This window comes from Pseudomonas sp. BF-RE-21, from assembly GCF_019947305.1.
Classification (GTDB): Bacteria; Pseudomonadota; Gammaproteobacteria; order Pseudomonadales; family Pseudomonadaceae; genus Aquipseudomonas; species Aquipseudomonas migulae.
Genome location: NZ_JAGYGF010000007.1, coordinates 92,255 through 118,673, shown reverse-complemented (window position 1 = coordinate 118,673; position 26,419 = coordinate 92,255). Strand labels below are relative to the sequence as shown.

Below are 26,419 nucleotides of genomic sequence, written 5' to 3'. Positions count from 1 at the left end.
CAAACCAAGAGTTTAATACTGACAATCAAGAAGATGGCTTTACGGCATCACGCACCCTGTGTTTTTCCAGCCATTATTTTCCGAACCAAGAACTTATACTTGAAGTTAACCACTGTAAAACTTATATCGCACTTCCCATTACGCTCAACAAGTCGCTCCTGCGACGCACGCACTTTTGATGACAACCACCACCTCCATCGCTGATCGACGCAAGCGACTGAATGACGCTCAACACCCTTTAGATGGACAGTGGGCACACGCCTGGAAGGCTCAGATCTACACTTCAATGATGGCATTTTGAAAACTTTTTACCGTCAAACCGGTCGATAGCACGCTTGCGATGCCAGCAGTTGTTTCGGGCAAGAACCATTTGGCTGATTTACACTGCGTTACCAACCTCATCTGTAACAAGGAAATAACCTATGGGCGTGCTAAATGAGTTCAAGGCCTTCGCGGTAAAAGGCAACGTGGTCGACATGGCCGTCGGTATCATCATCGGTGCCGCCTTCGGTAAGATCGTTTCGTCGTTTGTCGGCGACGTGGTCATGCCGCCAATCGGCCTGCTGATCGGTGGGGTGGATTTCAGTGATCTTGCCATTACGCTCAAGGCCGCCAGCGGCGACGCCCCCGCAGTGGTGCTGGCGTACGGTAAATTCATCCAGAGCATGATCGACTTCATCATCGTCGCGTTCGCGATTTTCATGGGCGTCAAAGCCATCAATCGCTTGAAGCGCGAAGAAGCCGTTGCGCCCACCCTGCCGCCGGTTCCGACGAAGGAAGAAGAGCTGTTGGGTGAGATTCGCGATCTGCTGAAGGCCCAGAATAATCGGCCTGAATGATCTGATGCAGATAAAAAACGGCGCCTTCGTGGCGCCGTTTTTTTTACCAGTAGTTTTCCACCGCCACGTGCCCGGGGCGTCGGCTGAGACTCAAGTGCATGTCACGTTGTTTCAGCAGTTTTCGCGTGTCATCGATCATCTGCGGGTTGCCACACAGCATGCCCCTTGAATGCTCGGCCGTCAGTGCCACGCCTGCCGCCCGCTCCAGTTCGCCACTCTCTATCAAGGTGGTGATCCGGCCATTCAAGGCACCTGGATGCTGTTCGCGGGTGACGGTGGCAATGTACTGAAACTTGTGCGCGTACTCGGCCAGATAGTCACGCTGCATCAATTCCGCGATCAGTTCCTGATACGCCAGCTCCCGGGCTTCGCGCACGCTGTAGACCAGGATGATTCGCTCGAACTTCTCCCAGACCTCTAAGTCCTGCAGGATCGACAGAAACGGCGCCACGCCCGTGCCTGTGGATAACAACCAGAGATCACGCCCATCGATGAAGCGGTCAAGCGTCAGGTATCCAAAGGCCTGGCGGTCGACCAGCAACGTATCGCCGACGCCCAGCCGACTCAGCTCACTGGTGAACTCGCCCCCCGGCACCACGATGGAAAAGAATTCGAGGAACTCGTCATAAGGCGAAGAAACCATGGAATAGGCACGCCACACAACGCTGCCGTCTGCCTTGGTCACGCCCAGACGGGCGAATTGCCCCGCACGAAAACGAAAGCCCGGGTCCCGTGTCGTGCGCAGGGTGAACAGGCTCGGGGTCAACGGCTTGACGTCGAGCAGGGTCTGGCGCGTGAATTTTTCTGCACTGGCAGTCATGGGGCGCTCCATTCAACAGATAGCATCCAGTGTCCCGCAAAGCGGGGAAAACAAACACCGACGATTTGTAGTGCCTTTTATTATCAACCTGAACATTACAAAGAGTATTTGATCTTTTTTGACGTACCATTCAGTTAATAAAACGGTTAATGAAATTAAACTCAACATTCAAAACCCGCCGTATTTTTAAAAACTCCATTAGAACTTGATATTTATTTTTTAAAGCGCAGTAAAGCCAAAAAATCTCACTTTTATGTAGGATTCGTCCTACACTCGGCTCGTGCAGGATTTCGGATCCAATCAGCACCCCGGCAGATTGTAAAATGGAGATACATGATGGAGCGGTGGAAGGAATCACAACTCAACCAACTATCGAGCACGAAGCATATTGATGCCGCGTACCCGATCGCACTTGAATTCGCGAAAAACATCGGGTTTAAATTTTTCGCTTTTTCAACCACTTATCAAACAAAAAACAACCAGCTCAACACTATCCGACACAACAATTACCCAACCATCTGGAACAAGTATTATGAACAGAAAAACTTAAGCTCGGTGGACCCGGTAGTAGCTCATTGCAATCACTCAATGCTGCCCATTATGTGGAGCGAAACTCTTTTCTCCAAGGTTCCTTCCCTGTGGGAGGCCTTGGAAACGCATGGTTTGCAGCACGGCTGGTCACAATCGCTGCATGACGAAGACAGCGGCCTGTGCAGCATTCTGAGCCTGGCAAGGAGCCATTGCCCGATCACGGCCCTGGAGCTGTATGAAAACCTCGGTTTCTCGGTATTCATGTGCCGTCATCTTCATGCGCTGATCGCGCAATCGCTGCCCAAGAAAATGCTGAAACCACCCGCTGCGCATTTATCTCCACGGGAAATCGACGTATTGGAACTGGCGGCAGCCGGCAAGACGGCTGAAGAAAGCGCGCGAATTCTCAACCTGAGCGCACGGACCATCCATTTCCACATTCAAAGCGTGATTTTGAAACTCGGAGTCAGCAACAAGATTGCCGCGATCATCGCCGCGATCAAGGCCGATCACCTCAAAAGCACCTCGACACGTTGATCGATTAAAACCTGCGAGTAACGTACCATTTGCGATTCCTCCTGAGTGTTGACGTGTGAACCTTCACGACGCAGTGCACTCGGACGGCCTCGCCCGCTACAACGCCCCTGGGCCGCGGGATACCCGTTGATTTACCCAGAGCCCCGCCCCATGCCTTTGCTCGAAACACCCTTCGCCCGCCTCGACCTGATCCGCCAGCCAGAACAGCAGAACGAACCGCTGCAAGCGTTCGATGCCGCCGACGAATACCTGCTCAATCACCTGGCCGAACAACAACCGACTCCGGATACGCGTGTTTTGGTGCTCAACGACAGCTTTGGCGCATTGGCTGCCAGCCTCGCTGGCAAGGTTCAGGTGACCAGCAGCGGCGACTCGTTCCTGGCCTTTCAGGGCCTGGAAAAAAATCTGATCCGTAACGTCCAGGCATTTGATGCCGTGCCTCGCGTACCTGCCAGCGAAGCGTTTAGCGGCCCGTTTGATCGGGTCCTGATCCGCGTACCGAAAACCCTGGCCTTGCTGGAGGAACAATTGATTCGTCTGCAAAGCCAACTGGCGCCCGGCGCCCAAGTGATTGCCGGCGCCATGATCAAGCATCTGCCACGCGCCGCCGGGGATTTGCTGGAGCGCTACATCGGCCCGGTTCAAGCCTCGCTGGCGGTGAAAAAGGCTCGGCTGTTGATGACCACCGCTGAAGCCAAAGCACCCGCGACGTCGCCCTACCCGACTCGCTATCAGCTCGATGTGCCGGCGATTGAACTGCTCAACCACGCCAATGTGTTCTGCCGCGAAGGGCTGGATATCGGTACCCGAGCCTTTTTGCCGCACTTGCCGACAAACCTCGGCGCGGCACGGGTCGCGGATCTGGGCTGCGGTAACGGCGTTTTGGCCATTGCCAGCGCTCTGCAAAACCCGCAGGCGCACTACACGCTGGTGGACGAATCCTTCATGGCCGTGCAATCGGCCGCCGAAAACTGGCGCGCGGCGCTGGGTGACCGGGACGTGATCGTGCGTGCCGGGGATGGTCTGGCCGGGCAGGAGCCGCAGTCACTGGACGTGGTGCTGTGCAACCCCCCGTTTCACCAACAACAAGTCGTGGGCGATTTCCTCGCCTGGCGGATGTTCCAGCAAGCGCGCGAAGCGCTGGTGGTGGGCGGCGCGCTGTACATCGTCGGAAACCGTCATCTGGGTTATCACAGCAAACTGGCGCGGTTGTTCCGTGGCGTCGAACAAGTGGCGGCCACACCGAAGTTCGTGATCCTCAAAGCCCGAAAATAATCCCGGACAAAAAAAACCCTCCAGCGCAGGAGGGTTGTAAATCCGTGCCGCGAGGCATCGGGATGGGATTTTGCGAATTCAGTGGGTCGACAGGCCTGCGGCATTCATGAACATGCGCATCAGGCTCGCAACGATGAACAGCGCCAGCACGCTGCCGGCCCAGATCATTGCCAGCCAGCCAAGTCGCTGCCAGAGCGGCTTTTTCTCTGCCGCCTGGATTTCTTCCAAAGTGTGTTTACCAGTCATGGCGTTCCAACCCTCCTCTTCAAGGTTGATGGCGTCAGTGATGACGCCATCGCGAGCAAGCTTGCTCCTACAGGATTAGTGGTAACCATCTTCATGGGTGACCTTGCCGCGGAACACGTAGTAGCTCCAGAAGGTGTAACCCAGGATGAACGGGATGATGAACAAGGTGCCGACCAGCATGAAGCCCTGGCTTTGCGGCGGTGCGGCGGCGTCCCAGATCGAGATCGACGGCGGCACGATGTTCGGCCACAGGCTGATGCCCAGACCGCTGTAGCCGAGGAAGATCAGCACCAGCGTCAGCAGGAACGGCGTGTAGTGCGCATTGCGAGCCACAGCGCGGATCAGGCCGTACATGGTCACCAACACCAGAATCGGCACCGGCAGGAACCAGAACAGATTCGGCAACGTGAACCAGCGTGCGGCGATTTCCGCGTGAGCCAGCGGCGTCCAGATGCTGACGATACCAATCACCGCCAGCACCACGAACGCCAGCGGCCGCGCCAGGTTGTGCATCTGCTCCTGCAACTTGCCTTCGGTTTTCATGATCAGCCAAGTGCAACCGAGCAGCGCATAAGCCACCACCAACGCCACGCCGCAGAACATCGTGAACGGTGTCAGCCAATCCAGTGACCCGCCGGCGAACTGACGGTTGACCACCGGCAGCCCATCGATGAACGCACCCAACGCGACACCCTGGAAAAAGGTCGCGGCGATGGAGCCGCCAATGAATGCCTTGTCCCAGAGGTGGCGCTTGTCGTCCTTGGCCTTGAAGCGGAACTCGAACGCCACGCCGCGAAAGATCAGCCCGATCAGCATGAAAATCAGCGGCAGGTACAGCGCCGAGAGCACCACCGAATACGCCAGCGGGAAGGCGCCGAACAACGCCGCACCGCCCAGCACCAGCCAGGTCTCATTGCCGTCCCAGACCGGTGCGACGGTGTTCATCATCACGTCACGGTCGGTCTTGCCCGGGATGAACGGGAAGAGAATCCCGATCCCCAGGTCGAAGCCGTCCATGACCACGTACATCATGATGCCGAAGATGATGATCACGGCCCAGATCAGCGGAAGATCAATACCCATGACTCAAATCTCCTTGGTCAGGCTGGGGCTGTGGTCGTTTTCGGCGCCATCATCGTCAGCCGCAGACAGGGGACGCGCCGGTGTGCGTTTCTGGCCGGGACCACCGTCGTTGGTTTCCTTGCCTTCGTCGATCTTCGGCCCTTTGCGCACCAGGCGCATCATGTAGCCCAGACCGGCACCGAACAGCGCGAAATAGACCACGACGAACAGGATCAGCGTGATGCTCATCTGCATGAAGCTGTGATTGGAGGACGCATCCGCCGTGCGCATCAGGCCGTAGACGACCCAAGGCTGACGACCGATTTCAGTGGTAAACCAACCGGCGAGGATCGCGATCAGGCCGGACGGCCCCATCCACAATGCCAGGTACAGGAACGGTCGCGAGGTGTACAGCTTGTCGCTTTTGCGCAGCCACAGGCTCCACAGACCGGTAAAGATCATCAGCATGCCCAAGCCGACCATGATCCGGAACGACCAGAACACGATGGTCGAATTCGGCCGGTCTTCCGGCGGGAACTCCTTGAGCGCCGGCACCTGTTTGTCCAGCGAGTGCGTGAGGATCAGGCTGCCCAGGTACGGAATCTCGACGGCGAACTTGGTCCTCTCTTCTTTCATGTCCGGCCAGCCGAACAGGATCAGCGGGGTCGGTTCATCACCGTGGTTTTCCCAGTGGCCTTCGATCGCGGCGATTTTCGCCGGTTGATGCTTCAACGTATTGAGACCGTGGAAGTCACCGATGACCGCCTGAATCGGCGCGACGATCAAGGCCATCCACATGGCCATCGAGAGCATGGTACGGATCGCCGGGTTGTCCTTGCCGCGCAGTAAATGCCAGGCCGCCGAGGAACCGACGAAGAATGCGGTCGCGACAAACGCGGCCGTCGCCATGTGCATCAGGCGGTACGGGAACGACGGGTTGAAGATCACCGCCAGCCAGTCGGTTGGAATGACCTGGCCGTTGACGATTTCGAAGCCCTGCGGGGTCTGCATCCAGCTGTTGGACGCAAGAATCCAGAAAGTCGAGATCAGCGTGCCGATGGCGACCATGACCGTGGCGAAGAAGTGCAGATTGCGCCCGACCTTGTTCCAGCCGAACAGCATGACCCCAAGGAAACCGGCTTCAAGGAAGAACGCGGTCAGTACTTCGTACGTCAGCAACGGCCCGGTGACGGAACCGGCGAAGTCCGAAAAGCGGCTCCAGTTGGTGCCGAACTGATAGGCCATGACCAGCCCGGAGACCACGCCCATGCCGAAGTTGACGGCAAAGATCTTCGACCAGAAGTGGTACAGATCGCGGTAGGTGTCGTTATTGGTTTTCAGCCACAGGCCTTCGAGTACCGCCAGGTAACTCGCCAGACCAATGGTGATGGCCGGGAACAGGATGTGGAACGAGATGGTGAACGCGAACTGAATTCGGGCGAGATCAAGCGCCTCCAAACCGAACATAAGTCTTCCTCTGTCAGGTAATACCGGCTGAAGGCTTGCGGCCTACACCCACGGCCCCCACGAATAGGAGTGTGGCGAATTTGAATTCGTTCTTCTTTTTACAAACATCACACGTAGGGAATTCGGCCATCTGGCCACCAGATCAATTCCGCAAAGGCCTTGATCTGGATCAAGCATGGGTAAAAGAGTAGTCCGGTTTTTGGCGATGGACGGTGTGGTCTTTTGCCGCGTGACAGGTTGCCTCATAGCCACAGTCATAGCTGGCAACACATTCCTGTGGGAGCGGGCTTGCTCGCGAAGGCGGCATACCTGCCGATATCCATGTCGCGTGACACACCGCCTTCGCGAGCAAGCCCGCTCCCACAGGGGATTTCAGGTTTTTCGGGATCGGTGTCTAGCTAACTAAATTTCCCGCCTCTGCAACTTTTGGTTACAGGTTGGTGATAATCTCGGGCCTCCCCTCGCTCAAGATCTGCCTCCGATGCCCAGCCAAGCGCCTTTGCTGTTACGTCATCACCGCCCTTTCATCGCGTTCTGGCTGGCCCGGGTGTTTACCGCCAGCGGCTTTCAGATGCTCACCGTGGCCATCGGCTGGAACCTCTATCAACTGACCGGCAACGTGCTGGATCTGGGCCTGGTCGGTCTGGTGGAGTTTGCCCCGCGCGTGCTGTTCATGTTGCACACCGGGCATGTCGCCGACCGCTACGACCGGCGTAAAGTCGCGGCGATCTGTCAGTCGCTGCAAGCCTTGATTGCCTTGACCCTGGCGATTGGCGGCGCCACCGGCCATGTCACCCGGGAAATGATCTTCATCCTCGCGTTTCTGCTCGGCGCCGCGCGCTCCTTCGAGATGCCGACCACCCAGGCGCTGCTGCCAAGTATCGTTCCCTCCGCGCTGTTCCCCCGCGCCGTAGCCGCTGCACAGTCCGCCCAACAATCGGCGACCATCGTCGCGCCGGCCCTCGGCGGCTTGCTGTATGCCTTTGGCAGCGTCTGGGTCTACGGCCCGACCGTGATTCTCTATGTGATCGCCTGCCTGCTGATGCTCAACCTGCCTGCGCGGCAAACGCCATTGAACAAAGGCAAGGCCACCCTGGATTCGCTGCTGGCGGGTATTCGCTTCATTCGCAGCCGACCGGATATTCTCGGGGCGATTTCTCTGGATCTGTTTGCCGTGCTGCTCGGCGGCGCAACGGCGTTGCTGCCGGTGTTTGCCAAGGACATTCTGCTGACCGGGCCATGGGGCCTGGGCTTGTTGCGTTCGGCTCCGGCAGTGGGCGCGTTGCTGATGTCGCTATGGCTGGCGCGGTTCTCCGTGGATCGCAAGGTCGGTCGGGTGATGTTTACCGCTGTCGGTGTATTCGGCGTCGCGACCATTGCGTTCGGCCTGTCCACTTCATTCTGGTTCTCGCTGGCGGTGCTGGTCGTGTTGGGCGCAGCAGACATGATCAGCATGGTGATCCGCGCGTCCTTCGTGCAACTGGAAACCCCGGATGAAATGCGTGGCCGGGTCAGCGCCGTCAACGGCCTGTTTATCGGCGCTTCGAACCAGCTGGGCGAATTCGAATCCGGTCTCACCGCCCATTGGTTCGGCACCGTGCCGGCGGTGGTCATGGGCGGCATCGGCACGCTGGTGGTGACCGGGGTCTGGATCAAACTGTTTCCGACCCTGGCCAACCGGGATCGCATGCATGTGCCGGCGGAAGAAGCCAAGGTTTGAAATACTGAGGCAGAGCACAAATTTGCCGACCAGGTGCAATACATAGATAGTGCATTGAGTGTAATGTAACGCCTTACACTCAACCCATGATCAAATCCTTTCAGCACAAAGGCCTTCGCGGTTTCTATGAAACAGGTTCGACGCGTGGAATCCGGGCAGACCATGCAAAGCGTCTGTCTCGGATGCTGCAATTCATGGACCGCGCAATGGCACCGGGTGACCTCGATCTACCGGGATGGCGATTACACCCGCTCAGGGGCGAATTGGCCGAGTTCTGGGCACTGAGCGTTTCAGGAAACTGGCGGGTTATTTTTCGTTTTATCGGTTCGGATATCGAGTTGGTCGACTATCTGGACTACCACTGACAGGAGGCAGGACATGCCCTTGCACAACCCGCCACACCCTGGCGAAACACTGTTGATGGACGTCCTGCCCGAACTGGGCATCAGCGTGACGGAACTTGCCCGGCATTTGGGGTTTGCACGCCCTCACCTTTCGCGGGTGCTGCATGGCCATGCGCCGATCAGTCCAGACCTGGCAGTCCGCCTGGAGCGGGCCGGAATTGGTAAGGCGCGAATGTGGCTAGGGGTTCAGACCGACTACGATCTCTGGCAAGCAGAGCAGCGGGAGCAACCGGTCATCAAACCCCTCGCCGTTCACGCCTGACACGTTCTAAACCACCAACTCCCCCGCCACCGTCGCACGCATGGCCTTGCCGCAAAGTTGTTCCACCAGTGTCAGGGCAAACTCCAGTGCGCCCCCGGAACCTTGAGCGGTCACGCAGTTGCCGTCGACCACCACCGGTTGATCGACGAAGTTGCAACCCGACAGTTGATGGCTGGCAGTCGGCAGGCACGTCATCCGCCGTTGACGCAGGACGCCAAAGGCCTGAAGTGCCAGGGCCGGGGCTTCGGCGATGCCGGCGAACAGACGGCCGGCTGCCGCCTGATCCTTGATCAATTGCTGCAAAGGTTGATGGCCGGCCAGATGTTGCGCGCCGACGGCACCGCCAGGCAGCGCGACCAGGTCGAACGGCTGGGCCAGCAAATCCACCAGCATTGCATCGGCCGTCACGCGGGTGCCGCGGGCACAGGTGAGCATGCGCCGGCCCTCGATGCTGGCCACCACCACTTCAACCTTGGCGCGGCGCAGCACATCGATCAGCGTCACGGTTTGCAGGTCATCGATGCCCTCGGCGAGGGTAATCAGGGCTCTAAAGGTCATGGGCGCAATCCACAGAATGATCTTTAAAGCGTAGTCAGCTTTCCTGACCCTTGTTCGAGCCGGCCGTTACTTGATGTAAAGCTGCGTCGACAGCGTGTTGCCCGGCGCATTGATGGACGTGTTGCTGAAGGTGAACGTGCCTTCTTGCTTGCCGGCCAGATCGAAGACATACAGATAGCCCACGGTTTTTCTACCGACGGTGCAATCGGTAAGGTTGCCGTTATCAAAGGCGCAGATCGGGGTCCGGGTGCCGTCCACATCGAAACCGTCCAGCCCGACTTGCGCCTTGCGGCCATAGCCGACTTCCAGCACGTAGATCTTGATGTTCGGCCCGCTGTGATCGCAGCGTGTGGTCTCCTGCCCCTCGCCAATGTCCTCAAACCCACAAGCCGGCGACTCGACCTTGAGCACCTTGACCTGGCTCAACGGTGCCGCCGAGGCAGCCGAAGCGGTTTGCGCCCCCAGCATCAAGGCAATCAATACTCCAAATACGTTAACCAGACGCTTTTTCATGCAATCCCCATGTCCCCCAAAACCAGCGCGCAGTATGGCGCACTTGGCTTTAACGCAAAACATCGACGACGATCACCACCATAAGCAGCCACAACCCCACGCGGCTGGTATGATGCGCGGCTTTTTCCGACCCACAGAAAATTACCAGGCGCCTGCAGCGGTCTGTGCTTTGCTGTTGAGGTCGATACATTCACGGCGCCGGGCGCGCCACGGGGAGCAGACATGCTGGAAAGGCTGTTTCAACTCAAGGCACACAACACCAACGTGCGGACCGAGATTCTTGCGGGCGTCACGACCTTCCTGGCCATGGCCTACATTCTGTTCGTCAACCCGAGCATCCTCGGCGAGACCGGCATGGACAAAGGTGCGGTGTTTGTCGCCACCTGTCTGGCAGCCGCCATCGGCTCCACGACCATGGGCCTGATCGCCAACTACCCGATCGCCCTCGCACCGGGCATGGGCCTGAACGCCTTCTTTACCTACACCGTGGTCCTGCACATGGGCCACACCTGGCAAGTGGCACTGGGCGCGGTGTTCATCTCGGCAGTGTGCTTCTTCCTGCTGTCGATCTTCCGCATCCGGGAATGGATCATCAACAGCATCCCGCTGCCGCTGCGTTCGGCGATTGCTGCCGGTATCGGCCTGTTCCTGGCGCTGATCGCCCTGCACAACGCCGGCATCGTGGTCAGCAATCCGGCGACCATGGTCGGCCTCGGTGACCTGAAACAACCGGCACCGATCCTCGCCACCCTGGGTTTTGCCCTGATCGTTGCCCTTGAAGCCCTCGCCGTGCGCGGTGCGGTGCTGATCGGGATTCTGGTCGTGACCATTGCGTCGATTGCCCTCGGTTTCACCCCGTTCGGCGGCGTGATGTCGATGCCGCCATCGCTGGCGCCGACCTTCCTGCAACTGGACATCAAGGGTGCACTGGACATCGGTCTGGTCAGCGTCATCTTCGCCTTCCTGTTCGTCGACCTGTTCGACAACTCCGGCACTCTGATCGGCGTCGCCAAACGCGCCGGCCTGATGGGCAAGGACGGCCACATGCCGAAAATGGGCCGCGCGCTGATCGCGGACAGCACCGCGGCCATGGCCGGTTCGTTGCTGGGTACGTCGACCACCACCAGCTACATCGAATCCGCAGCGGGCGTGAGCGCCGGCGGCCGCACCGGTCTGACGGCCATTGTGGTGGCGATCCTGTTCCTGCTGGCGCTGTTCTTCTCGCCACTGGCCGCCAGTGTTCCGGCATTTGCCACGGCGCCGGCACTGCTGTTCGTCGCAGTCCTGATGACTTCCGGCCTGGCCGAAATAGACTGGGACGACATCACCGTTGCCGCACCGGTCGTGGTCACTGCGCTGGCCATGCCATTCACTTACTCCATCGCCAACGGCATCGCCTTCGGTTTCATTTCCTGGACCGCCATCAAGCTGCTGTCCGGTCGCGGCCGTGAGCTGAACCCGGCGCTGGTGATTCTGTCGATTCTGTTTGTGATCAAGTTGGGTTGGTTCAACGCATGACTTTTGATTCCCAGGCTTACACCGTTCAGCTCGAAGAAAAGGTCTCGCGCCTGCGCGACCTGCTGGCCCCGTTCGATGCACCGGAGCCGGCAGTGTTCGATTCGCCGCTGAAGAACTTCCGCCTGCGTGCCGAATTCCGCCTGTGGCGCGAAGCCGGCGAGCGTCACTACGCGATGTTTTCCCAGGAAGACAAACGCACGCCGATCCTGATCGAAGAGTTCCCGATTGCCAGCCTGCGCATCAATCAACTGATGCCGCAGCTCAAGGCCGCGTGGAAAGCCAGTGCGGCCCTGAGCCACAAGCTGTTTCAGGTGGAGTTCCTGACCACCCTGGCCGGCGATGCAATGATCACGTTGTGCTACCACCGTCCACTGGACGAACACTGGCACGCGGCGGCATCGAAGCTGGCAGCCGACTTGAACGTCAGCGTGATCGGTCGCTCGAAAGGCAAACGCGAAGTCATCGGCCACGATTACGTCGTCGAAAAACTGGAAGTCGGTGGCCGCACGTTCAGCTACCGCCAGCCGGAAGGCGCGTTCACCCAGCCCAATGGCACCGTGAACCAGAAGATGTTGAACTGGGCTTACGACGCACTCGGCGATCGTCCCGACGATCTGCTGGAACTGTATTGCGGTAACGGCAACTTCACGCTGCCGCTCGCGACCCGCGTACGCAAAGTGCTGGCCACCGAGATCAGCAAGACCTCAGTCAACGCAGCGCTGAGCAACCTCAGCGAAAATGCGGTGGATAACGTCACGCTGGTGCGCCTGTCCGCTGAAGAGCTGACCGAAGCCCTGAACGAAGTTCGCCCGTTCCGTCGCCTGCACGGCATCGACCTCAAGAGCTACGAGTTCGGCAGCGTCTTCGTCGACCCGCCTCGCGCCGGCATGGACCCGGACACCTGCGAGTTGACCCGACGCTTCGACAATATCCTGTACATCTCCTGCAACCCGGAAACCCTCGCGGCCAACATTGCCCAGTTGCACGACACCCACCGCATTACTCAATGCGCAATGTTCGACCAGTTCCCGTGGACTCATCACATGGAATCCGGGGTGTTGTTGACCCGGCGTTGATTGCAGCCGTTCGATACAAAACAGCCGTCATTTCGACGGCTTTTTTGTGCGTGCTCATTCGGTGATTTCTGGTTTGCGCGGACGTCCGCCCTTGCGACCATTGGCTCGCGCCGCCTCCGCTTTGGCGGCGCTGCTTTGGCGACCATTGCGAGAAGCGATGACCGAGGCGGCCATGTCCATCAGCGGCTTGCTCGCCGAGATCATGCCAGCGATGGATACATGCAAATCCTTGCCCTCATGGCAGAGGGCGGCTCCGGAAAAACCGACTTTCAGGTCGGCGAAATCCTCGACCTCGAATCCATCGAACTCCGGATAGTGCTGCACCGGCAGCAGCACGCCACTGCCATCAACGAAACTGACCGCCAGACACGGCTCCACAAAGGTCACGGCCGTCACCTGAAAACCACCTTTGTGACGCGCTTGCCCACGACGGATGGCCGTATCCAGCGCGGCTTCTGTCACAGGCCGATCCGCCAGTGTTTTCGCCTCTATAGATTTCATAACTTGATCTCCACACCCTCCGATACGCCAAACAGCGCCAGCAAGGTCTTGTTCGTCTCGGGCTCATAGCAAGCCGAATAAATCATGTTGGTCGCACTGGCAATCCTTTTCACCACGGCGACTTCGCTGGTCTGCCAGTCCCATATCTGATGATTGAGGCAGACCGTGTGCAGCTTTTCCCACCAGATCTTACGGGCACGACGCAAATGAGCAGGCTGTCGGAGTGCGTGACGCAAGCCTTCCAGCACGGCGGCAGGTGGCCGGTTGGAATGAGGCACCACATCCCACAGCTCTACGCCGTTGTGCCAAAAGCAGAACTTGAAGCGTGCGCTCCAGGCTCCGGCGTCTACATGCGTATGCGGTGGGCAGTGTTCATCGCGCAACATGATCACCATTGAAAGCCCTTTGTAGCTGAACAATTTCATGCTAACCCATCCGTTAGGTTAATGAGCCCAATGACCCGTCATTCCCTTGAAAATCCGATAACCGGTGCAAGCCTTCACGTTATCGCCCGAACTTGAGGCTAGCGTTCCAACTCGCATCGGGCGTGGCGATACGCTGCAAAAATGGTAAGCAATCCTTTCCGCAATTTGATAAACACTGCATCAAGTCCTTCATTTGATCCCCGGTGTAATCAATCATGCAGCGAACATTCGACGATCTTCAGCTCGGCAGCATCGAACTGTTTTGCCTCGCCGCTGAAGCTGGCAGTTTTACCGCCGCCGCGCTGGTCGCTGGCGTGACGCCGGCAGCGGTGAGTCGGTCCGTGTCGCGCATGGAGGAACGCTTGGGTGTGCGGCTGTTCGCGCGCACCACTCGCAGCGTCAAACTGACGGATAGCGGGCGCCGCTATTACGAAGAATGTCGTCAGGCGCTGGCGCAATTGGTCGAGGCCCAACGCGAGGTGATGGGCCAGCAGCAAGAGCCTTCCGGCACCTTGCGCATCAGTATCCCCACGACGTATGCGCATCACCGGATCCTGCCGTTGCTGCCGGCGTTTCGGGAGCGTTTTCCGCAGGTGAAAGTCGAGTCGCACATCAGCAATCGCAACATCGATTTCGTCGCTGAAGGCTATGACCTGGCCATCCGCGTGCGGGCGATTCCGGATTCCGGGCTGATCGCCCGGCAACTGGAGGACGCGCAATTGGTGATGATCGCCAGCCCCGATTACCTGAAGCGCGCGGGCACGCCGCAAACCCTGGACGACCTGAAAAATCATGAATGCATCCAGTACGATTTGCCCAGCAACGGTCGGCGGATTGCCTGGCTGTTCAACGACGATGGCGTGCAGCGCGAAATCCTCGCCGAGGGCGATCTCAGTTGTTCCGACGACGTGCTGGGCGGCGTGACCCTGGCCAAACATGGGGCGGGTCTCTTCCAGACTTATCGTTTTATCGTCGAAAAGGAGTTGGCCGATGGCTCGCTGGTGGAAATCCTCAAACCTTACGGCGGACGGTCACGACCATTCACCCTGCTTTACCCGCAAAGCCGCCATGTGCCTCTGCGATTACGGGCGTTTATTGATTTTCTGATCGAGCATTTGCCGCGTTGAGATGCCGAAACCGTCCGATCACCGCACACAAACCTCCGTCTCGGCGCCTGTTCAATTGACCAAATTAACCATCTAGTACAATTTATCTCCACAGGCTGGAACAACAGCCCATGCCAAAAATAATATGTGGAGAGACCCTGATGAACCCTATCGTTCTGGTGCTCAACGGCCCGAACCTGAACCTGCTCGGCACCCGTGAACCGGCAACTTACGGCCACGAAACCCTGGCGGATATCGCAGCGTTGTGCGGCCGGGCCGCCGAAGAGTTCGGCCTGGCGGTGGAGTTTCGCCAGACCAACCATGAAGGCGAACTGCTCGACTGGATTCACGCCGCCCGCGGTCGTTGCGCCGGGATCGTCATAAACCCCGCCGCCTGGACCCACACCTCGGTCGCCATTCGTGACGCCCTGGTCGCCAGCGAATTGCCGGTGATCGAAGTCCACCTGTCCAACGTCCATGCTCGTGAACCTTTCCGCCACCACTCCTTTGTTTCAGCCATTGCCACCGCAGTAATGGCCGGTTTCGGCAGCCACGGCTATCGCCTGGCGCTGGAGCATTTCAGCCTGCGCTTGAAAGGGTGAACGCCGTGACTCAGAACAACGCGGTACTGGCCGGGCTGATCGGCGCCGGCATTCAGGCGTCCCGTACGCCCGCACTGCATGAACATGAAGGCGACGCCCAGGGTTTGCGTTACCTCTACCGCCTGATCGATCTCGATCAGCTGAAACTCGACAGCAGCGCCCTGCCCGACCTGTTGATGGCGGCGGAACGTATGAACTTCACCGGTCTGAACATCACCTTTCCGTGCAAGCAGTCGATCATCCCCCTGCTCGACGAATTGTCGCCGGAAGCCCGCGGTATCGGCGCGGTGAACACGGTGGTGTTGAAGGACGGTAAACGCATCGGCCATAACACCGATTGCCTGGGTTTTGCCGAAGGTTTTCGCCGTGGCTTGCAGGGCGTTGCCCTTGAGCGTGTCGTCCAGATGGGCGCCGGTGGTGCCGGTGCGGCGGTGGCCCACGCGCTATTGAGCGAAGGCGTACAGCGGTTGAGCATTTTCGATGTGGAAATCAGTCGCGCGCAGAGTCTGGCGGACAATCTCAATCAGCATTTCGGCGCTGGCCGAGCCGTGGCGGGTCATGATTTGCCGAACACGCTGGCTCAGGCTGACGGCCTGGTAAACACCACGCCCATGGGCATGAAAAAACTGCCTGGCATGCCGGTCCCGGTGGAGTTGCTAAGGCCACAGTTGTGGGTGGCAGAGATCGTGTACTTCCCGCTGGAAACCGAACTGCTGCGCAACGCCCGCGCCTTGGGGTGCCGCACGCTGGATGGCGGCAACATGGCGGTGTTTCAGGCGGTGAAGGCGTTTGAATTGTTCAGCGGCGTGGTGCCGGATGCACAGCGAATGCTGGCGCATTTTCAAAGCATGAATGGTTAACGCAAATTGTAGGAGCCGGCTTGCTGCGGGCGGCGTTCCGACGATGGCGCCCTTGAGTACGCCATCGCCGGCAAGCCGGCTCCTACAAATACGCGTCAGGCCTGCAGGTATCGCAACACCGACTCGCAAATCATCTCCCGATGACGCTGCTTGATGCTTTCGTCCGGCAGGTCGATCTGAAAAATCTCACCAAACGTATGGCGGTTCGACACGCGATAGAAGCAGAACGAACTGATCAACAGATGCACATCCAGCGGCTCAAGCCCCGCCCGGAACACACCCTCTTCAGCCCCGCGACGCAATATCACGCCCAGTGAATCAAGAATGGTGTTGTTCATCGCCTTGATCGCATCGGAGCGCTTCACGAATTCGGCATTGTGAATGTTCTCGATGCTGACGATGCGCACGAAATCGACATTGCGATCATGGTGATCGAAGGTGAATTCCACCAACCGCCGAATCGCCTCCACCGGCGCCAATTCGGCCAGGTGCAGGCGGTTTTCGGTGCTGCGGATATCGCCGTAGAGCTTCTCCAGCACCTCGATGTAGAGCTGTTCCTTACTGCCGAAGTAGTAATAGATCATGCGTTTTGAGGTGTGAATGCGCTCGGCGATCGCATCGACGCGAGCGCCGGAAAGCCCCTGCTGGACGAACTCTACAATGGCCTCTTGAAGAATGTTCTCGCGGGTCTTTTCCGGGTTGTTCTTGCGACTCTTGCGTGGCTCGGCCAAGGGTTCGTCGGGCGCTACGGAGAGTTCTGATGTCATTGTCATTGCGGGCTCACGGCCATCACTGCACAGGCTGGCGATTATGAGCCGCACGGCACAGTGAAGGAAGCCGCGCGGCAGCGGTTTAACCTCGCGTTTACGAAATTGCTACAACTTCGCCTGACGAACGGCGCCGCTGCGGGACTTGGCCATCGCCGCCAGCCGCACCGCCACATTCGCCGCACCGTAACCGGCATAGCCGTTTTTACGCTGGATGATTTCAAAGAAGAACCGCCCTTCGAACGGCTCGGTGTAAACGTGGAACAGCTCACCGCCCTGGGCATCACGGTCGTAGAGCACGTTGTAATAAGCCAGTTCGCTGAGGAATTCGTCGTCGAAATCGAACCGCGCCGCCAGGTCATCGTAATAGTTGAGCGGGATATCCAGCAGCGGTACGCCCGCCTCCTTGGCCCGACGGACTTCGGCAAAGATATCGTCGCAGTCAAACGCGATGTGATGCACACCGGAGCCGCGATAACTCGACAGCGCGTGTGAGATCGCGGTGTTGCGGTTCTCGGAAATGTTCAGCGGCAAGCGGATCGAACTGTCGCGGCTGCGCAGCGCCCGGCTCTTCACCAGACCATACGGATCGGGCAGCACCACCTCGTCATCGGCTTCGAAATCCAGCAGGCTTTTGTAGAACAGCACCCAACTGTCGAGGCTGTCGGCCGGCAACGCCATGGCCATGTGGTCGATGCGCTTGAGGCCACCGCTGGCCGTTTCCGTCGGTTGCAGATTGAAGTCGGTGCCGTAGACGTCGGCGTCCTGGTCCACCAGGTAAATCAGGCTGCCATCCGGCGCGCGCACCGCAGCCAGTTCCAGCTCATTGGGGCCGACCAGTCCGCGATAAGGCTGACCTTTGTAAGCCACGGCCCGGGCCAGCGCGCTGGCGCTGTCATTGACCCGCACCGCAGTGGCGCAAAGCGACGGGCCATGCGCTTCGAAAAAGCTGTGGGCAAACGAGTAGGGCTCGGAGTTGAGAATCAGGTTGATGTCGCCCTGACGCATCAGGCTCACGCTTTTTGAACGGTGTTGACCGGCCTTGACGAAGCCCAGCCGCTCCAGCCAATGAGAAAGCCTGGCGCCGAGGCTTTCGTCCACGGCGAACTCAAGAAATTCGATGCCGTTGTATTCACTGGCCTTCGGCGTCTCGAACAGAATGTCCGGGCTGGCCGCAGGTTTGGTTTCCTGCGCCAGTCGCTCGCGGGTCTTCTCTTCCAGGTACAGCAACGAACGCAAACCATCGGCGGCGTTGGCCCGTGGCGGTGCGGCGCGGAAGCCGTCGTTGAAGATCTCGAGCGACAACGGCCCGGTGTAGCCACTTTTGATGATCGGCGCGAGGAACCCTGGCAAATCGAATTCGCCCTGGCCCGGGAAGCAGCGAAAATGCCGGCTCCACTCCAGCACGTCCATGGCCAGGATCGGCGCGTCGGCCATTTGCACGAAGAAGATTTTGTCGCCGGGAATGTCGGCGATGGCACTCGGATCGCCCTTGAGCGACAACGTGTGGAAACTGTCCAGCAACACGCCCAGACTTGGGTGGTCCGCCTGGCGAACGATGTTCCACACCTGCTGCCAGGTATTGACGTGCCGGCCCCAGGCCAACGCCTCGTAACCGATTCGCAGGCCACGCGCACCGGCGTGTTCGGCCAACAGGCGCAAGTCGTCGATGAGGATTTGCTCATCACCCACGGAATCGGCGGAAGCGTTGCTGCACACCAGCACCAGGTCAGTGCCCAGTTCCTGCATCAGGTCGAACTTGCGCTCGGCCCGTTCCAGATTTCGCGGCAGGCGATCGCGGCGGCAGCCTTCGAAATCGCGGAACGGTTGAAACAGCGTGATGGCGATCCCGAGATCGGCGCACATCTGTTTAATTTCCCGAGGACTGCCGTCGTAATAGAGCAGGTCGTTCTCGAAAATCTCCACCCCGTCGAAACCGGCGGCGGCAATGGCTTCGAGTTTTTCCGGCAGGGTACCGCTCAAGGACACGGTGGCAATGGAACGCTGCATGTTTCGACTCCCGGTGGTGGAGACTGTCTTGTTAGAGGTTTTGTAGGAGCCGGCTTGCTGCGGGCGGCGTTCCGGCGATGGCGATTTCGCGGACGCCATCGCCGGCAAGCCGGCTCCTACAGGGACCGCGTTTTTCATGGAGTAAATTATTGGCCGTAGTATCGAGCACAGCAATTCAAAGTGTACTATCCGGTTAGTTTTCCGTGCGATTATCGAACACAATGGCCTTTGGCGAATTGACGATTTTTCGTCCACTGCCCACCATCCACTACACATTGAGTCCGGTCACAACCATCGGTCTCGGTGACCCAAGACTCAGAACACCACATAAAAATAATCGGTGGCCTACATGACTCCTTCTCAAAGCTCTCCCGTGGAGCGTTCCTCCACGACTCCTGCCGTCGGTGGCATCGGCGACAAGATCCGCGGCGCCATGGCCGTCGGCAAGACCCGTTGGGGCATGCTGGCGCTGGTGTTTTTCGCCACCACCCTGAACTACATCGACCGTGCCGCACTGGGCGTGATGCAGCCGATCCTGGCCAAGGAAATGAGCTGGACGGCGATGGATTACGCCAACATCAACTTCTGGTTCCAGGTCGGCTACGCCATCGGTTTCGTGCTGCAAGGCCGGCTGATCGACCGGGTCGGCGTGAAGCGCGTGTTCTTCTGCGCGGTGCTGCTCTGGAGCCTGGCGACCGGCGCCCACGGCCTGGCCACGTCAGCGGTCGGCTTCATGGTTTGCCGCTTTATCCTCGGGCTGACCGAAGCCGCCAACTACCCGGCTTGCGTGAAAACCACGCGGTTGTGGTTCCCGGCCGGCGAACGCGCCGTGGCCACCGGCATCTTCAACGCCGGCACCAACGTCGGTGCGATGTTCACCCCGATGCTGCTGCCGCTGATCCTGCATGTGTGGGGCTGGCAGGCCGCGTTCCTGTGCATGGCGTCGCTGGGCGGTATCTGGCTGCTGTTCTGGGGCCTGAAGTACTTCAACCCGGAAGATCACCCAAGCGTTAAACAATCGGAACTGGACTACATCCAGAAGGAAGTCGAACCGGAACAATCCCGCGTACCGTTCTCCAAAATCCTGCGCATGCGTGGCACCTGGGCCTTCGCCCTCGCCTACTCGATCACCGCGCCGGTGTTCTGGTTCTACCTGTACTGGCTGCCGCCGTTCCTCAATCAGCAATACAACCTGGGGATCAACGTGACCCAGATGGGTATCCCGCTGATCATCATCTACCTCACCGCTGACTTCGGCAGCGTTGGCGGCGGCATCCTGTCCTCGTTCCTGATCGGCCGCGGGATCAACCCGATCAAGGCGCGCCTGATGTCGATGTTCCTGTTCGCCTGCTGCATCATCGGCGTGGTCATGGCCGCCGGTTCGAGCAGCCTGTGGGTGGCGGTGTTTGCGATCTCCCTGGCCATCGGTGCACACCAGGCCTGGACCGCGAACATCTGGAGCCTGGTGATGGACTACACGCCTAAACACATGATGAGTACAGTGTTCGGCTTCGGCGGCATGTGCGCCGCGATCGGCGGGATGTTCATGACCCAGTTGGTCGGCCACATCCTGACCATCACCAACAACAACTACACCGTGCTGTTCACCATCATTCCGGCGATGTACTTCATCGCGCTGACCTGGATGTACTTCATGGCGCCGCGCAAGATTCCTACAGTCGAAAACTGATACACCCCAAACGCAGGCCTGATCCCGGGCCTGCGTTTTTTTATGCGCAGGATTTATGAATGTCCCCTTTTTTCTCAACACCACAGAGACCCACCATGTCCCCAGGTCACTTGAGCATTGCCAAACGCGCCGTGATCAGCTTCGGCGTTATCGCCCTGCTGGTTCTGTTGCAGGGATTGTTCGCCCTCAAACAGGTTGCGCAGGTCCGCGCCACCGGTCAGCACACGGAAAACATCTCCCTGCCGAGCGTTCGCTACCTGGGTGAAATCCGCGACTACGTCCTGAGCATTCGCGTACTCAGCCTGCGCATGGCCCTCAACCGCGACCCCAAAGTGCTCGATGCTACCGTCACACGCCTGCATCAAGTACAAGGCTGGCTGGGCGAGACGCTGGAAAAATTCACCCCGCTGGTCGGTGATTACAACCGGGAGCCGTACGAAAAGTTCGTTGCCACCGTCACCCGTTACCGTCAGGCGTTGGCGCAATACGAAGCGCTGTCGCGGGAGAACCGCAGCGAAGACATGACCGCGCTGCTCAACGGCAAAATCCAGGAATACTCGACCCAGACCGGTGACCAGTTCGCCGAATTGATGGCCCTTGCCGCCAATGAAGTCAGCCTGTCGGCCAACCAGGCCGACTCGCTTTACAACCAGGTGAAGTTCACCGTGATCGGTGCGCTGATCGCCGTTGCGCTCCTGACTTTGTGCCTGGCCTGGCTGCTGATTCGCAGCATCGTCGTCCCGATCCGTCAGGCTGTCGCCGTGGCCGAGCAAGTCGCCGCCGGGGACTTGAGTAAACCGATCCACAGCCACGGCAGCGATGAAACCGCACGTTTGCTCAAGGCCTTGTCGGCCATGCAAACCAGCCTGCGCGAAACCCTGCAACTGATCAGCGGCACCTCGACGCAATTGGCGGCGGCTGCGCTGCAGATGAATCAGAACACTCGGCAGGATTCCGCTCGACTGCAACAGCAACACAATGAAATCGAACAAGCCGCCACGGCCGTCAACGAGATGACGGTCGCGGTGGAAGAAGTCGCACGTAACGCGGTGTCGACTTCCGACAGCACTCGCCTGTCCACGCAGCAAGCCAACCAGGGCCAGACGCGGGTCATTGAGACACTGGATTCGATTCAGGCGATGAGCGGCAATGCCGGCCTCGCTCTGCAACAGGTGCAAACGCTGGCCGAGCAATCCCGGGAAATCGGCAAGGTGCTGGACGTGATCCGCGCCATCGCCGAACAGACCAACCTGCTCGCGCTCAATGCCGCCATCGAGGCCGCCCGCGCCGGGGAAGCCGGGCGTGGGTTTGCAGTGGTGGCCGATGAAGTACGGGCGCTGGCTCATCGCACCCAGCAATCGACCCGCGAAATCGAGCAGATGATTGGCCGGGTGCGGGGCGATACCGACAGCGTGGTGCTGTCGATGCACGACAACAGTCAGCGCGTCGCCGACACCTTGTCGATTGCCGAACAGGCTGGTCTGGCACTGGCAGAAATCACCCGGGCCATGGAGCAGATCCATGAACGTAATCTGGTGATCGCCAGCGCGTCAGAGGAACAGGCGCAAGTGGCCCGCGAGGTGGATCGCAATTTGCTGAACATCCGCGACTTGTCGCTGGAAAGTGCCGACGCCTCGACCCGGACCAGCGCCACCAGCCAGGAACTGTCGCAACTGGCGACCGGCCTGCAAAACCTGGTGGTGCGCTTCAGATTCTGACCCTGTTCAGCGACGGCTTTGCTGCCAGGCCGCCGCCAAACCGCTGCAGCAAATCACCGCGATCCCGACCACCGTGGTCAGGGTCGGCGTGTGGGAAAACAGCAACCAGCCGAGCAAACCAGCGAAGACAATCTGGCAATAGCCGAATGGCGCCAACAGCGCCGGAGCGGCGTAGCGGAATGCCTGAGTCAGAAACAAGTGCGCCGTCATCCCGCACGCACCCAGCGCAACCATCATCAATCCATGCCCAAGGCTCGGTACTTGCCAGAAGAACGGCACCAGCGCGCTCATCACCAGGGTGTTGCACAACCCGGCGAAAAAGTTGCTGGTGGTCGGGCTGTCGACGCTGCTGAGCTTGCGGGTGAGCAATTGATAGAAGCAGAAAAACAGCGCCGAACAGAGCGGCAGCAGCACCGCTGGCGTGAACAGATCACCGCCGGGGTGGACGATGATCAATACGCCGACAAATCCGCAAATCACCGCGATCCATTGGCCACGGGTGACGCGCTCACGCAGCAGCGGCACCGACAGCGCAGTCACCAGGACCGGCGCAAGAAAGTTGACCGCGGTGGCTTCGGCCAACGGGATGTACTGCAAGCCGGTGGTGAAAAACAGACTGGTGCCCAACAGGCACAACGCCCTCAGCAACTGCAGCAACGGCCGTTTGGTGCGTAGGACTCGCAGCCCGGATTGCGGCAGAAAAATCCCTGCCATCAACAAGGTGTGAACCACATACCGGGCCCACACCACCATGACAATCGGGTAGAACCCCGAAAGGTATTTCGACAAGGCGTCATGGCTGGAGAAGAGAAAGGTGGCGAAGACGATCAGCAAAATCCCTTTGAAGGGTTGGTTTACGCCGGAGAGCGGGGTGCTGACGGTCATTGGGGATCCTTTTTTACATCGAAAGTCAAAAGCTTCGCGGGCGAGCCTCGCTCCTACAGGGTTATCCATTTTCCTTGTAGGAGCGTGGCTTGCCCGCGATAGGTGCGTAGCACCGCTTAAAGCCGCGCCAACAATTCCCGGGCCTTATCCAGCGCCATCTGTGCCCGTTGCAACCCACTCACGCCCTGCTCCAACAACTTCACCGTTGGAATCTCCAGGCTTAGCGGAATATCGGCCGGCAAACACTGCAACAACCCCGCCAGATCACAATCGCCATCCCCTGGAAAACGTCGCTCGTTGCGGGCCTGACGCAAAATCTCCGCCATGTCCGTCGGCCGCGGCCCCGCCACATCGCACAACTGCGCATACCGTAACCGTGACGGGGCGACTTTGACCAGATCTTCCAGCCGAGAACCCGAGCGGTCGAAATGGAAAGCATCAACCAATACCGCGCCGTTTTCACGATCAGCGTTTTCGACAATGCGCACCGCTTGTTCAAGATTGCGCGCATCAGTCCAGGGCATGAACTCCAGGTGCGGGTGCAGTCCGTAAGGCGCCGCCAGATCACAGAGCCGGGCGAAGTTTTCCGTCAGCCGCTGCTCGTCAGAATCGTTACCCGCCACCAGCAATTCACTGGCACCAAACTCCGCACCGACTGCCAGAATTTTCTCGAAATCGACGACGACGGTGTCCGGTTTAAGACGCAGGATTTCAACATCCAGCACACGAATACCGGTGTCGCGCAGCCGCGCCAGCGTCTCACGCCGCAAACCGACATCGGCTACCAGCGCAAAGTGATGTTCTTCGGGTGTCGCCGGCTCAAGGCGTAGTCCCACGTGGCTGTACCCGGCACGTGCCGCGACGTCCACCATCTGCGGCGGTGACAACTCCAGTACCGTCAGACTGGCCAGGGAAAAGATCCGTTCATTCATGTTCATTCCTCGATCACCACGGGGGTGCAGGCGCGACCGGTTTCGGCGGCTTCGCGGATGGCTTCGATCAACGCCAGTGTGCGTGCCGCATCGGCAGCGCTGACCAACGGCTCGACTTCCCGACGCACCACGCGCACGAAATGCTGCAACTGCAAACCCAGGGCTTCATCGGCGCTGACGCTTTCCTGCATCGACAACAAGGGTTGATGCCATCCCCCATCAGCGTCGGCGTAATGCCAGCGCTTGAGTTGCGGAATGCTCAACGCACCGCCGGTACCAGCCAACAAGTAACACGGCTGATCCGCCTGACGCGGATACACCGGGTTCTCCCCGGAATCCAGCTCCCAACTCCAGGGCGCCGCCACCGCGTCGGAACCGGTCAGGCTGCCCAGTGCGCCGTTGTCGAATTGCAGCAACACCGCCGCACAATCCTCGTTGGCAAACCCGCGCACGGCATTACTGGTGATCGCTTGAACCTGCCGCACTTCGCCGCACAGATGGCGCAGCAGATCGAGGTCATGGATCAGGTTGGTCAGCAACATTCCCGCGCCTGGCTCGCGGCGCCACGGCGTTTCGAAATAACTGTCGGGTTTGCGCAATTGCCAGAGCGCCGTCACCGTCGTCAGCCGCCCCAAAGCACCGCTTTGCACCAGTTCGCGGGCGCGGACGATCAGTGGATTGTGCCGACGATGATGGCCGACCAGCACCGGGACGCCGGTGGCTTTCGAGGCAGCCACCAACTCGCGCGCCTCATCCAGGTGCACGCCGACCGGTTTTTCCAGCAGGACCGGCACGCCGGCAGCCAGGCAATCGAGCGCGGTGCTGACGTGCAGCATGTTCGGGTTGGCCACGATGACCGCGTCCGGCTTCACCTGCTCCAGCATCTGACGGTGATCGGCGAAATACCCCACGCCCCATTCGGCGGCGAGGACTGCCGCTTGCGGGCCAGGGTCGGCTACCGCGCACAGGGTCGCGTCCTTCAGGGTGTGCAGATGCCGGTAATGCTGCTGGCCCATGTTGCCGGCACCGATCAGAGCGATGCGAACGGGCGAAGTCATGGTGCGGTCCTCTTGTGATTATTGTTGATTGACCCTCAACAATTTAGAACCTGGTTCCAGATTCTTACACAAGCGATTCACGAAAGCGTGCGAACAACGCACAACTTTCCGGCGAACAAAGATCCATGTGGGAGCGGGCTTGCTCGCGAATGCGGTGTGTCAGTCGCAGCATTTATGCGCTGATAGACCGCATTCGCGAGCAAGCCCGCTCCCACAGGGTTTTCTGTGCGGCGGTGGTTAACTGAAGAATTCCGACGCGAGACTCGCCGCCGACAACTCTTCGGCAAATCTCAACAACAGCGGCGCCAACTCATGCAGCCGCACCCCCGGCATCCGCGCGCTCGGCCCGGCAATGCTCAGCACCCCAATCACTCGCCCATCGCTCGGGTGACGAACCACCGCCGCAATCGCCGAAGTGCCCACCGCCGAACTCTCTTCAACCCAGGCGTAGCCCTGCTCCCGCGCCAGACGCAGGCGCTCGAGCAATTCAATGTTGGAGCGCGGCGCATTCGGCCCGAGGTCTTTTGGCCGCTCGCCGCCCTGGCGTTCCACCAGCGACAACGCTTCAGCGTCACTCATGCACGCCAGCCACGCATGGCCCGACGCCGTGTAAAACAGCGGCGCATCACGGCCCATGTCCGGGTCGTAACGCAGACCGGAGCGGGCGCCCTGGGACTTGGCGATCCAGGTTTGACGCTCGCCCTCGATGACCCCGAGGCGCACCAGTTCGCCGGTTTCCTGGGCGAGGCGATCAAGCACTGGCTGCACGATATCGGCGCCGCTTCCCGACAGATAACGGAACCCCATGGCCACCAGTTTGGTCGACAAGTGATAGCGCAGGTTATCCGGATTCTGCCGCACGTAACCCAGCCGAATCAGCTCGGCGAGCAAGCGATGAGTCGCGCTTTTAGGGATGTCCAGTTGCTCTGCCAGCGTCTGCATCGGCAGGCCGCGAGGGTCACTGGTGAGGCTTTCCAGCACGCTGAAAACACGTTCGATCTGACTGCCGGCCATGGAAGGTTCCGCCTGAAATTTGC

General features: G+C 59.4%; 27 protein-coding genes. 13 read left to right on the top strand and 14 right to left on the bottom strand.

All coding sequences use genetic code 11. The features are described from left to right. Positions 1 to 422: 422 nt before the first annotated feature. Positions 423 to 839: a large-conductance mechanosensitive channel protein MscL gene (mscL, locus tag KGB25_RS07925; RefSeq protein ID WP_008040320.1), complete on the top strand. Its 417-nt coding sequence runs from the start codon at positions 423 to 425 to the stop codon at positions 837 to 839. A 43-nt stretch (positions 840 to 882) separates the two neighbouring features. On the opposite strand, the gene KGB25_RS07920 is transcribed toward mscL, so the two are convergent. Continuing rightward, complete coding sequence (locus tag KGB25_RS07920) at positions 883 to 1,659, bottom strand: ferredoxin--NADP reductase (RefSeq protein ID WP_223434743.1); 777 nt, start codon at positions 1,657 to 1,659, stop codon at positions 883 to 885. Between the two features lie 336 nt (positions 1,660 to 1,995). On the opposite strand from KGB25_RS07920, the gene KGB25_RS07915 reads away from it, so the two are divergent. Both KGB25_RS07915 and KGB25_RS07910 read left to right on the top strand, forming a co-directional pair. Next, positions 1,996 to 2,727 (top strand): helix-turn-helix transcriptional regulator, encoded by a 732-nt coding sequence (locus KGB25_RS07915; RefSeq protein WP_223434742.1) that lies wholly within the window; start codon positions 1,996 to 1,998, stop codon positions 2,725 to 2,727. 150 nt (positions 2,728 to 2,877) lie between these two features. After that, a complete protein-coding gene (locus KGB25_RS07910; RefSeq protein WP_223434741.1) occupies positions 2,878 to 4,002 on the top strand; it encodes a methyltransferase in 1,125 nt (374 codons plus the stop codon). 78 nt (positions 4,003 to 4,080) lie between these two features. On the opposite strand, the gene KGB25_RS07905 is transcribed toward KGB25_RS07910, so the two are convergent. The 3 genes from KGB25_RS07905 to KGB25_RS07895 all read right to left on the bottom strand — a co-directional run bounded on the left by KGB25_RS07905 (position 4,081) and on the right by KGB25_RS07895 (position 6,777). After that, positions 4,081 to 4,248 carry a DUF2474 domain-containing protein gene (locus KGB25_RS07905; RefSeq protein WP_008040316.1) on the bottom strand — a complete coding sequence of 56 codons (168 nt, stop codon included), beginning with the start codon at positions 4,246 to 4,248 and terminating at the stop codon, positions 4,081 to 4,083. Positions 4,249 to 4,323: 75 nt separating this feature from the next. After that, on the bottom strand, positions 4,324 to 5,331 hold the full coding sequence (gene cydB / locus KGB25_RS07900) for a cytochrome d ubiquinol oxidase subunit II (protein WP_008028900.1): 1,008 nt from the start codon (positions 5,329 to 5,331) through the stop codon (positions 4,324 to 4,326). 3 nt (positions 5,332 to 5,334) lie between these two features. Next, on the bottom strand, positions 5,335 to 6,777 hold the full coding sequence (locus KGB25_RS07895; RefSeq protein ID WP_008040295.1) for a cytochrome ubiquinol oxidase subunit I: 1,443 nt from the start codon (positions 6,775 to 6,777) through the stop codon (positions 5,335 to 5,337). A gap of 481 nt (positions 6,778 to 7,258) precedes the next feature. Here KGB25_RS07895 and KGB25_RS07890 point away from each other — a divergent pair, with 481 nt between their 5' ends. The 3 genes from KGB25_RS07890 (at position 7,259) to KGB25_RS07880 (ending at position 9,163) form a co-directional block, all read left to right on the top strand. Further along, positions 7,259 to 8,497: an MFS transporter gene (locus KGB25_RS07890; protein ID WP_192228016.1), complete on the top strand. Its 1,239-nt coding sequence runs from the start codon at positions 7,259 to 7,261 to the stop codon at positions 8,495 to 8,497. Positions 8,498 to 8,583: 86 nt separating this feature from the next. Beyond that, positions 8,584 to 8,862 carry a type II toxin-antitoxin system RelE/ParE family toxin gene (locus KGB25_RS07885; RefSeq protein ID WP_192228017.1) on the top strand — a complete coding sequence of 93 codons (279 nt, stop codon included), beginning with the start codon at positions 8,584 to 8,586 and terminating at the stop codon, positions 8,860 to 8,862. Between the two features lie 13 nt (positions 8,863 to 8,875). Further along, positions 8,876 to 9,163 (top strand): HigA family addiction module antitoxin, encoded by a 288-nt coding sequence (locus KGB25_RS07880; protein WP_192228018.1) that lies wholly within the window; start codon positions 8,876 to 8,878, stop codon positions 9,161 to 9,163. Between the two features lie 6 nt (positions 9,164 to 9,169). On the opposite strand, the gene KGB25_RS07875 is transcribed toward KGB25_RS07880, so the two are convergent. Together KGB25_RS07875 and KGB25_RS07870 are read right to left on the bottom strand one after the other, a co-directional pair. After that, a complete protein-coding gene (locus KGB25_RS07875; protein WP_008028906.1) occupies positions 9,170 to 9,721 on the bottom strand; it encodes a DJ-1 family glyoxalase III in 552 nt (183 codons plus the stop codon). Positions 9,722 to 9,787: 66 nt separating this feature from the next. Beyond that, positions 9,788 to 10,234 carry a DUF4879 domain-containing protein gene (locus KGB25_RS07870; RefSeq protein WP_008040293.1) on the bottom strand — a complete coding sequence of 149 codons (447 nt, stop codon included), beginning with the start codon at positions 10,232 to 10,234 and terminating at the stop codon, positions 9,788 to 9,790. Between the two features lie 222 nt (positions 10,235 to 10,456). Here KGB25_RS07870 and KGB25_RS07865 point away from each other — a divergent pair, with 222 nt between their 5' ends. Continuing rightward, positions 10,457 to 11,752 carry an NCS2 family permease gene (locus KGB25_RS07865; RefSeq protein ID WP_008028910.1) on the top strand — a complete coding sequence of 432 codons (1,296 nt, stop codon included), beginning with the start codon at positions 10,457 to 10,459 and terminating at the stop codon, positions 11,750 to 11,752. Then, entirely contained in the window at positions 11,749 to 12,828 is a 1,080-nt protein-coding gene (trmA, locus tag KGB25_RS07860; protein WP_008028912.1) for a tRNA (uridine(54)-C5)-methyltransferase TrmA, read from the top strand. The genes KGB25_RS07865 and trmA overlap by 4 nt, the downstream gene beginning before the upstream one ends. A gap of 54 nt (positions 12,829 to 12,882) precedes the next feature. On the opposite strand, the gene KGB25_RS07855 is transcribed toward trmA, so the two are convergent. Beyond that, positions 12,883 to 13,329, bottom strand: a complete 447-nt coding sequence (locus KGB25_RS07855; RefSeq protein WP_223434740.1) for a DUF2442 domain-containing protein — start codon at positions 13,327 to 13,329, stop codon at positions 12,883 to 12,885. Next, positions 13,326 to 13,754: a DUF4160 domain-containing protein gene (locus KGB25_RS07850; RefSeq protein WP_192418910.1), complete on the bottom strand. Its 429-nt coding sequence runs from the start codon at positions 13,752 to 13,754 to the stop codon at positions 13,326 to 13,328. Before KGB25_RS07850 ends, KGB25_RS07855 begins: the two co-directional genes overlap by 4 nt. Before the next feature lie 215 nt (positions 13,755 to 13,969). Between KGB25_RS07850 and KGB25_RS07845 the strand changes: the two genes are divergently transcribed. The 3 genes from KGB25_RS07845 (at position 13,970) to KGB25_RS07835 (ending at position 16,322) form a co-directional block, all read left to right on the top strand. Further along, positions 13,970 to 14,881, top strand: a complete 912-nt coding sequence (locus tag KGB25_RS07845) for a LysR family transcriptional regulator (protein WP_223434739.1) — start codon at positions 13,970 to 13,972, stop codon at positions 14,879 to 14,881. Positions 14,882 to 15,021: 140 nt separating this feature from the next. Then, on the top strand, positions 15,022 to 15,462 hold the full coding sequence (gene aroQ, locus KGB25_RS07840) for a type II 3-dehydroquinate dehydratase (RefSeq protein WP_008028918.1): 441 nt from the start codon (positions 15,022 to 15,024) through the stop codon (positions 15,460 to 15,462). 5 nt (positions 15,463 to 15,467) lie between these two features. Beyond that, positions 15,468 to 16,322: a shikimate dehydrogenase gene (locus KGB25_RS07835; RefSeq protein ID WP_008040289.1), complete on the top strand. Its 855-nt coding sequence runs from the start codon at positions 15,468 to 15,470 to the stop codon at positions 16,320 to 16,322. 95 nt (positions 16,323 to 16,417) lie between these two features. Here the strand turns inward: KGB25_RS07835 and KGB25_RS07830 are convergent, their stop codons facing one another. Beyond that, positions 16,418 to 17,095 (bottom strand): TetR family transcriptional regulator, encoded by a 678-nt coding sequence (locus KGB25_RS07830; protein WP_008028922.1) that lies wholly within the window; start codon positions 17,093 to 17,095, stop codon positions 16,418 to 16,420. A gap of 102 nt (positions 17,096 to 17,197) precedes the next feature. Next, complete coding sequence (quiC, locus tag KGB25_RS07825) at positions 17,198 to 19,099, bottom strand: 3-dehydroshikimate dehydratase QuiC (protein ID WP_223434738.1); 1,902 nt, start codon at positions 19,097 to 19,099, stop codon at positions 17,198 to 17,200. A gap of 433 nt (positions 19,100 to 19,532) precedes the next feature. Between quiC and KGB25_RS07820 the strand changes: the two genes are divergently transcribed. Both KGB25_RS07820 and KGB25_RS07815 read left to right on the top strand, forming a co-directional pair. Then, a complete protein-coding gene (locus KGB25_RS07820; protein ID WP_223414472.1) occupies positions 19,533 to 20,789 on the top strand; it encodes an MFS transporter in 1,257 nt (418 codons plus the stop codon). 95 nt (positions 20,790 to 20,884) lie between these two features. Next, complete coding sequence (locus KGB25_RS07815) at positions 20,885 to 22,507, top strand: methyl-accepting chemotaxis protein (protein ID WP_223434737.1); 1,623 nt, start codon at positions 20,885 to 20,887, stop codon at positions 22,505 to 22,507. Positions 22,508 to 22,513: 6 nt separating this feature from the next. On the opposite strand, the gene KGB25_RS07810 is transcribed toward KGB25_RS07815, so the two are convergent. The 4 genes from KGB25_RS07810 to KGB25_RS07795 form a co-directional block, all read right to left on the bottom strand. After that, a complete protein-coding gene (locus KGB25_RS07810; protein ID WP_192228025.1) occupies positions 22,514 to 23,392 on the bottom strand; it encodes a DMT family transporter in 879 nt (292 codons plus the stop codon). Positions 23,393 to 23,508: 116 nt separating this feature from the next. After that, positions 23,509 to 24,324 carry a sugar phosphate isomerase/epimerase family protein gene (locus KGB25_RS07805; RefSeq protein ID WP_223434736.1) on the bottom strand — a complete coding sequence of 272 codons (816 nt, stop codon included), beginning with the start codon at positions 24,322 to 24,324 and terminating at the stop codon, positions 23,509 to 23,511. 2 nt (positions 24,325 to 24,326) lie between these two features. Next, on the bottom strand, positions 24,327 to 25,382 hold the full coding sequence (locus KGB25_RS07800; RefSeq protein WP_223434735.1) for a Gfo/Idh/MocA family protein: 1,056 nt from the start codon (positions 25,380 to 25,382) through the stop codon (positions 24,327 to 24,329). Between the two features lie 237 nt (positions 25,383 to 25,619). Next, on the bottom strand, positions 25,620 to 26,396 hold the full coding sequence (locus KGB25_RS07795) for an IclR family transcriptional regulator (RefSeq protein WP_008041922.1): 777 nt from the start codon (positions 26,394 to 26,396) through the stop codon (positions 25,620 to 25,622). Between the last annotated feature and the right edge of the window lie 23 nt (positions 26,397 to 26,419).